Raw genomic sequence first — 7287 nt, forward strand, 5'->3', positions numbered from 1 at the left:
CGCGTGTGAGTGCACCGCCTGCTGGAGCTGCTCGTTCTCCTCGCGCAGTGCGTCCAGCTGCCCCTCGGCGGGTGGTTCCGCCGGAAGACCGGCAGCGGATATGGCGTCGGCTGTCACCGGTGGATCCCCTCCTTTTGCCTCCTCCTCTGATGAGCGTCTGTCCCGGATCCGGCAGATGCAACCGCTTGCCGGGCGCAGCGGCGGTGGCCGGCAGGATTGGCCCCACCGGTGGGCTGTGCGTGGACCGGCGCCCGTCAGCCTGTCTGGCGGCGGGTGTCGATGAAGCGGACGGCCGGTCCCCAGTTCTCGCGGGCAGCGGCGAGGCACCACTGACACAGGGGCAGTCCGCCGGGCCCGTACTTCAACGTTGGCCGCTGGCAGCCGGAGCACGGTCCGACGTAGCTGCTGGAGGTGGTGAAGGTGGAAGGATCGGGTTCGCTGATCGGGGGCGGGGGAGTGCTGGTCATCGCAGAGGTGTCCTGTCCGGGGCGGTGGGGTGGGGCGGTTCACCGCGGTGCGCGAGGCCGTCCAGGAGCGGAAAGCCCGTCAGCGCGCTGCGGCCGCGAGGAGCGGGCCGCTGGGTAACGGGATCTCGAGTGTGGTGTCGCGGGTGCAGTGGCTGCGTGCGCGTATGCCCGTGGCCAGGAGCCGGCGGGCTTCGTCACGGCTGACGGGGCGCCGCCGTTTGCCGATGGTGTAGCAGTCACCGGCGTGGACCTCGATTGGGCGGCGCCCTTCCCCGAATCCGAGCGCGATCACCTGACGCGTTCCTGTTCGGCTACGTGCTGTCGTACAACAGCGATTTTCGCGTCGATGCGCTGAAGCCACATGGCGTGCCAGGTCCTCAAGGTGAGCAGTCGTGCCAGGTCAGCAGGGGGTAGGTCATCCAACATAGTCTCGCTCCTGATCCGGCAGGCGGCACGGCCCCGTCACTCGCATAATCGAATTCTAGTTCGATACGGTGAGGCCATGAAGCCCGGACCCTTCCCCCACGACCTCATCCAGCTGCAAGCGGCCTTCAACCGCACCTACGACGCCCTCGCCACACCGCACCCCGCGCACACCGCGCATGCGGAGCTCCGGCGGCGCTTGGTGGTGCTGTCGTCCCGCCTGTGGTCGCATCCGTTCTGGTCGGACCCGGGCCGGGCGCCCGCCGCGCGGGCGCAGCTGCGCAGCCACACCCGCGCACTGCACGAGGATGCGCAGTGAACGGGCGTCCTGCGCACTTGACCGAGCGCGAGGGACGGATCCTGGCCTGCATCCATCGATCGGTCGCGGCGCGCGACGCCGTCAGGGCAGCGCCATACCATGACGCTCCCGCAAGGGCGGTCCGCATGGAAAGCTCAATGAACCCCCCTCGACCTCAACCCCTGACCCCCAGCGGTGTCGTGTGAAACCGCGCGAAGGCTCACGGAACACCTACTGAGGGCGTCCTGCGCTCGCACGGGATCGCGGGTGCGGGGTACCTGTTGTGACGCGCGGAATTCTGGTCAGTGTGGGGTGAAGGTGTCGACGGCCATGGCGCTGGTGTTGTCCATGGGGACCTGTTCGGCGAGTTGGGCCAGGATCTGTTCGGGCTGCAGGCCGGTTCGGGCGGCGAGGTGCGTAGGTTGAGAGCGGGATGGACGCTCTGGCCGGCGCAGTGGAGTACATGGTGTGCGGGGTGTCTGACGACCTGATCCACCCCTTCCTGCGCGGCACGCCGATGAACCCGCGAATACGAGGGCCCGCGGTGGCTCGAATCCAGTCAGCCCCGGGGGATGCGAGACCGGACTCGTCACTGCTGCCCGCGCCTATCTTCAGGACATGCACACCGCCGCCCGCCAGAATCTGGGACCCGATCGCCCCGACACTCTGACCGCCCGGTACTACCTCGCCTACTGGCGGGGATGCGGCCGGGGCCGCTCCAGCTCATCGATCGTGTCGATGCCCGCGCCATAATCGAGGAGAGGGCAAGCGACCATGGAAAGAGGTATCGGGATGGCCACCGACCGCGAGTTGCTCCGCCGTCTGGACCTCAACTTGCTGGTCGCCTTCGACGTGTTGATGGACGAAAGCAATGTGAGCCGGGCAGCTGAGCGGATGTCGGTAGGCCAGCCCGCGATGAGCGCGTCGCTGGCGCGGCTGCGAAGGTTCTTCGGCGACCCTCTGCTGGTCCGCCAGGGACGCTCGCTTGTGCCGACGTCGCGAGCCCTGATGCTCGTCGAGCCGATTCGTGAAGCGCTGAACAGCATCGAGTCCACCCTCAATGCTGGCCGGCACTTCGACCCGCTAACCAGCACGCGCACTTTCCGTTTGATGGCCAGCGACTACGTTCTGCTGCTTCTCCTTGGCCCGCTGCTGGTGCACCTGAGCGACGAGGCTCCGAATGTCCGCTTCCAGATCCACCCGCTCACCGCGGATCACGCCGAGCTCATCGAGCGCTCGCAGCTCGATCTACTGGTCTACCCGGACGAGTTGATGGGTGAGAATGTCCCGCTCAGGTCGTCGGCTCTCTTCACCGACCGGATCGTCTGCGCCGTGGCCAATGATCATCCCGAGGTGGGCGAGGTGATGACCGAGGAACAGTTCCGCACCCTCCCCTGTGTGTCCTTCGGCGGCAGCCCGACCGACACCATCAGCGACCTGAGATTCCGCCAGCTCGGCATCGACCGACCGGTGGCGATCCGTGCGCAGAGCTTCGTCGTGCAGCCACTGCTGCTGCCGGGGAGCAGGCTCATAACGCCGCTGCCGGAACGGCTTGGTCGTTACCTCATCGAGCGGATCGACATACGGCTGGTCGATCCGCCTGTGCCACTCGCTCCGCTTTGCGAGGCGATGTTCTGGTCTCCGCGGTCCGACACGGACCCCGCGCACCAGTGGCTGCGGAAGCGGCTCTCGCATGCGGCAGCTCAGCTCGACTAGCGACCCGTGATCGAGCACCGGTTGGTCTCCCCCCATCTTCATGAACTGGCGCGGCAGACCGCTGACCAGCCACGACGTCATCGTGCACGGCATCGTGGTGACCACCACCCGCACCGGGCTGACCGTTCACGCCGAACTTGATCCGGGCACCTACGGCGCCGGCATCAAGGTCACCGCAGGGATATTGACGCTCTGCCCATGCTGCGGCGCCGTTACCACGGCGACTGGAACTCCACCCTGCGACCTCGGTCCGACATCACCTCCAGCACAGTAACGACGTCAACCAGCCGACGGCCCGCCCCCGCGTCCCTGCACCGGGTGCCTGCGTACCCCGGGGCTGACCGGCATGCCCGAACCGGCGCTGGACGAACTCGTCGGCCAACCGGATCGACGGTTCGACGAGTTTTGTGAGCGAGGACGGCTCCGACAGCAGGGGCGCACCCGCGTTCGGGGCGTCGGGGGCCTCAGACGAGCTGACCACCACCTGAGATCTCCAAGTCAACACGAGCACCCTCACCACGCCAGCGGGCTATCGATGACGGTGATGCCAACTATCGAAAACTATCGCTACCACGCTAGCCATTGTCCGCTCTAGTCTCGGGTCAGGCGTATACGGCGTCGCAACACAGAGCGGCTTGCTGAGCTGCTGACTCACAGGAGGGAGGCCAACAGGTGTCCTCCGTAGGATGAGCAATCCTGGCAGTCTCACTAAGCGAGCGTCGAGGATCGATCCATGGGTCACATTGCGCTGGAAGAAGCGTTCTCCATTCCTGAGCTTACGGAGCGCCAGCCGTGCACCGAAATGCGCATTCGCGCCAAGACCGAGTACGCCGCGGTATGGTCCGAGCGGCTCGTCGACTTCGAAAAGTACCGCATCCCCGACATGGATTCCCACGGCATCGACATCCAGGTGCTCGCGCTCAGCGTCCCCGGGATCCAGGCCGACGTCGATCCTGCGGCCGCCGTCGAGAACGCGGTCTTCGCCAACAACTACCTCGCGGGGGTAATCTCGCGCTACCCGCGCCGCTTTCGCGGGTTCGCAGCCCTGCCGCTCCAGGATCCTGACGCGGCGGTACGTGAACTGGAACGCTGCGTGACCGACCTGGGATTCGTTGGCGCATTTGTCAACGATCACACCCACGGCCGGTACCTGGACGACCCGGTCCACGACGAACTCTGGAGCGCTCTGGAGGAGTTGTCCGTTCCGCTGTACCTCCACCCCGGATCGCTCCCGGTCGATGACTGGGCGGTGCTCGGCGGACACCCGGAGCTCTACGGCGCAAACTGGAGCTGGCAGGCCGAAACTGGAGGACACGCCATGCGGCTGCTGTTCGGAGGGGTCTTCGACCGGCACCCGCGAGCGGTGCTGATCCTCGGACACCTCGGCGAGTTCCTGCCGTTTCAGCAGACCCGCTTCGACTCCCGCTACCGCACCCTGCAGGTGGAGACCCCGATCAAGCGGCTGCCATCGGCGTATTTCGGGACCAACATCGTCGTCACGACCACCGGCGTTTTTGCACCCGAGGTCATCCAAGCTGCCGTCCTCAACATCGGCGCGGAAGCAGTGTTGTTCTCGGTCGACTATCCGTACGAGGACACTGCCGCCGCTGTAGCTGCAGTGGCGAACGCCGCGCTGCCCCTTGCGGTGAAGCGACAGATTTTCCATGAGAACGCCCGTCGCCTGCTCCGTCTCGAACAGTGATCGACAAGTAGAGGTTCTGAACGTTCATGACCTACTCAATGCACAAAGGCCGGATAGCAGGTATCACCGGAGGGGGCCGAGGCTTCGGCAGATCCATCACTCGCGGACTCGCCGCGCGGGGAGCTGACGTCGCGATCCCCGACATGACCGACACGGTAAATGACATTGGCGCCGTTGAGGCGAAGGTAATATCCATCGTCTCAGACGTCTTGAATCCCGAGAACGCGGCGGCCGCAACATCTCGTCGATGGGACTGGCGACCAATCTGACCGAGCACGGCATCACCGCCAACGCTGTGCACTCACCGTGTCCTCCACGCCCGAGGGATAGGATTCCAACGCGTCCGTGGCATTGAATCACTCCGCAAAAATGCACCCATCAAGCGGATCGGGACAGCCGACGACACGGTCGGCACCATCTGTTCCCACACCAGTGAGGATGCACATTTCATGACTGGACAGACGTTGGTGACTGACGGCGGCTGGCTGAGGGTGTGGCGATGACCGACAGCCCTGCCAACAATGTCTCGCTCACCGAGAGCGAGATCGAGCGGCTCATCCAGTCGATGGCCGATGCATACGGACACCAGGGCCGCTCCCCGATCCTGCACTCACCGGGTGAATACGGCCTCGACTTCGAGGAGATCTCCTTCCAGGCAACCGACGGCGTCGCCCTCGAAGGATGGTTTATCCCGGCCTACGGCTCGGACAAACTGGTGATCGCCAACCACCCGCGTGGGTTCAGCCGGGCGGGAATGCCCACGCATCTGGAACCCTGGAAATCAACATGGGCGCCCAGCGGCAACGGGTGGGAGGTCGACTTCGTCCAGGACTACCGGATCCTGCACGACGCCGGCTACAACGTCCTTACCTACGACCTGCGCAATCACGGACACAGCGCGGAAGCCAACGGCGGCGTCGTCTCGAGCGGCCTGTTCGAGTACCGCGACGTCCTAGGCTCCTTGCACTATGCCCGACAGCGCCCCGACACCTCGGGCATGACCGTCGCTCTCTTCAGCCGCTGCCTGGGCGCCAACTCCACGATCTGTGCGATGGCCCGACGGCCAGAGGCATTCGCCACAGTGCGCTGCCTGGTCGCTTGCCAACCGCTCACCCCTTCGTCGATCGCAGAACGGCTGCTCGCCCTGGCCGGTGTGCCGGCTGAACGCCTCGCCGGCACACTCGCCGACCTGGAGCACCGGATGGTACTCAAGACGAGCATCAACTTCGCGCGCAGGGATGTGAAGGAGTGGGCCAAGAGCGTCGAGACACCCACGTTTGTCTATCAAGTGCGCAACGATATTCTCACCACCAGCGACGACGTGCAGACGATCTTCGACAACCTTCCGGTCGACGACAAGTATCTTCACTGGATTGACGACAGCACCGCACGCTGGGACGGGTACGCCGAATTTCAACGCCGCCCCACCCTGATTCTTGAGTGGCTCGCCGCCCACTTGCGCTGAAAGGTCGGCATACCGCAGGGACCACAAACCGTTAGCCCCACCGATACCACCCTTGTCGATGTCGTGCTCGTCCGCGAGTCGCCGAGCCTCTCCGCATTCCGCAACCACCCACTTCCACAGCACCGCCAGCTGCTCAGGAACTCGATTCGGGATCCTGCCCGAACTGCTCACCCTCTCCAAAACGCACGCCGAAACCGCCTAAGACCGTGTCCTATGTGGTGAGGCGGACGGGTCGTTAGTAGCAGCAGCGGGCGGCGGCCAGGCCGAGAAATGCTAGGTAGTTGCGGGGATTGCGTTCGTAGCGGGGACTGAGTCTGCGGTAGCCGGACAGCCACGACATCGTGCGCTAGATCACCCACCTTCGGCGCCCTATCGCTCGCTGAATTCGATGCCTTTGCGGGCGATGCGTACTCCGATTCGCTTCCATCGGAGCCACCTGCGCAGGTCGGCACGGTCGTAGGCTTTGTCTGCGTGGAGGCGCTGGGGCTTGAAGTACCGGCCGCGGTGAGGGTCGTGTCTCGTTTGGTGACCGGCGATCATGGGCTGCAGTCCTTCGCTGTCGTGGGTGTTGCCGGCCGAGACGCCGACGAGGAGGCGCAGGCCGTTCGCGCCCGACAGCACGTGCATCTTGGAACCCGGCCTGCCCCGGTCCACGGGGATCGGACCTGTGTTCGCCCCCTTTTTTTAGCCCTGACGCGGGCGGTGTCGACACTACGCGGGTGACGTCGTTGAGGCCGGCGTCGTCGAGGCGGTGCAGGACCGCTTCGTGCAGGCGCCCCCAGACGCCGACTCTCGACCAGATCAGGAACCGGCGGTGGGCGGTCGACTTCGATATGCCGAAGCAGGCGGCAGTTGGCGCCAGTCGCAGCCGCTGACCAGGACGTAGACGATGGCCGCGAACAGCGTCTCATCAGGGGTGTCCTGCGTTCCGCCGCCCTGCGGCCGCACTCTCGACGCCGGGATCAGCGGCTTCGCGATCTCCCACAGCCCGTCCGGAACAATTCAACTCCAGGTACCCCGCCCCATGCCGAAGTCAACGACCACCTCACCACGTAGGGCACAGTCTAAGCGCTTGCTCAGCCTATGTCAGTCGAAGTTACTCATCGGTCACCCGGTCTGTCCAGAGTCCGAGTCTGTGATCCAGCGCCCTTCGGCGGAGTCGTGCACGTACGCCGGCCTCCCCCTGGTTCCGCTCGTGCGGAACGGCTTCCCGCCG

At 65.3% G+C, this 7287-nt stretch carries 7 protein-coding genes and 2 pseudogenes; 6 read left to right on the forward strand and 3 right to left on the reverse strand.

The genetic code is table 11. The annotated features are described in order from the left end of the window. Nucleotides 1–254 precede the first annotated feature (254 nt). Together ACFYXC_RS41560 and ACFYXC_RS41565 are read right to left on the reverse strand one after the other, a co-directional pair. Nucleotides 255–467, reverse strand: coding sequence for a hypothetical protein (locus ACFYXC_RS41560; RefSeq protein ID WP_389558327.1), 213 nt, complete (start codon nucleotides 465–467; stop codon nucleotides 255–257). Nucleotides 468–546: 79 nt separating this feature from the next. Then, nucleotides 547–828 carry a DUF6233 domain-containing protein gene (locus tag ACFYXC_RS41565; RefSeq protein WP_389558328.1) on the reverse strand — a complete coding sequence of 94 codons (282 nt, stop codon included), beginning with the start codon at nucleotides 826–828 and terminating at the stop codon, nucleotides 547–549. Between the two features lie 141 nt (nucleotides 829–969). Between ACFYXC_RS41565 and ACFYXC_RS41570 the strand changes: the two genes are divergently transcribed. The 6 genes and pseudogenes from ACFYXC_RS41570 (at nucleotide 970) to ACFYXC_RS41595 (ending at nucleotide 6071) form a co-directional block, all read left to right on the forward strand. Beyond that, a complete protein-coding gene (locus ACFYXC_RS41570; RefSeq protein ID WP_389558330.1) occupies nucleotides 970–1209 on the forward strand; it encodes a hypothetical protein in 240 nt (79 codons plus the stop codon). Between the two features lie 771 nt (nucleotides 1210–1980). Continuing rightward, entirely contained in the window at nucleotides 1981–2904 is a 924-nt protein-coding gene (locus ACFYXC_RS41575) for a LysR family transcriptional regulator (protein ID WP_389558332.1), read from the forward strand. A 9-nt stretch (nucleotides 2905–2913) separates the two neighbouring features. Beyond that, nucleotides 2914–3386: pseudogene (locus tag ACFYXC_RS41580) on the forward strand (ISAzo13 family transposase); the annotation flags it as partial. 251 nt (nucleotides 3387–3637) lie between these two features. After that, the gene (locus ACFYXC_RS41585; RefSeq protein WP_389558334.1) at nucleotides 3638–4606 is read left to right on the forward strand and encodes an amidohydrolase family protein; all 969 of its coding nucleotides are present in this window, start codon (nucleotides 3638–3640) and stop codon (nucleotides 4604–4606) included. 350 nt (nucleotides 4607–4956) lie between these two features. After that, nucleotides 4957–5109 (forward strand): SDR family oxidoreductase, encoded by a 153-nt coding sequence (locus ACFYXC_RS41590; protein WP_389558336.1) that lies wholly within the window; start codon nucleotides 4957–4959, stop codon nucleotides 5107–5109. Beyond that, nucleotides 5106–6071, forward strand: coding sequence for an alpha/beta hydrolase family protein (locus ACFYXC_RS41595; RefSeq protein WP_389558335.1), 966 nt, complete (start codon nucleotides 5106–5108; stop codon nucleotides 6069–6071). The genes ACFYXC_RS41590 and ACFYXC_RS41595 overlap by 4 nt, the downstream gene beginning before the upstream one ends. A gap of 235 nt (nucleotides 6072–6306) precedes the next feature. Here ACFYXC_RS41595 and ACFYXC_RS41600 read toward each other — a convergent pair. Continuing rightward, nucleotides 6307–7073 (reverse strand): annotated as a pseudogene (locus ACFYXC_RS41600) (IS5 family transposase). Nucleotides 7074–7287 lie beyond the last annotated feature (214 nt).

Origin of the sequence: Streptomyces sp. NPDC002701, assembly GCF_042889045.1 — a bacterium.
In the GTDB taxonomy this organism is placed as follows: domain Bacteria; phylum Actinomycetota; class Actinomycetes; order Streptomycetales; family Streptomycetaceae; genus Streptomyces.

Excerpts from the sequence above, each read along its gene's own strand:
- ACFYXC_RS41560 (WP_389558327.1), bottom strand. The coding sequence starts at position 467 with ATGACCAGCACTCCCCCGCCCCCGATCAGCGAACCCGATCCTTCCACC.
- ACFYXC_RS41570 (WP_389558330.1), top strand. The coding sequence starts at position 970 with ATGAAGCCCGGACCCTTCCCCCACGACCTCATCCAGCTGCAAGCGGCC.
- ACFYXC_RS41575 (WP_389558332.1), top strand. The coding sequence starts at position 1,981 with ATGGCCACCGACCGCGAGTTGCTCCGCCGTCTGGACCTCAACTTGCTG.
- ACFYXC_RS41585 (WP_389558334.1), top strand. The coding sequence starts at position 3,638 with ATGGGTCACATTGCGCTGGAAGAAGCGTTCTCCATTCCTGAGCTTACG.
- ACFYXC_RS41595 (WP_389558335.1), top strand. The coding sequence starts at position 5,106 with ATGACCGACAGCCCTGCCAACAATGTCTCGCTCACCGAGAGCGAGATC.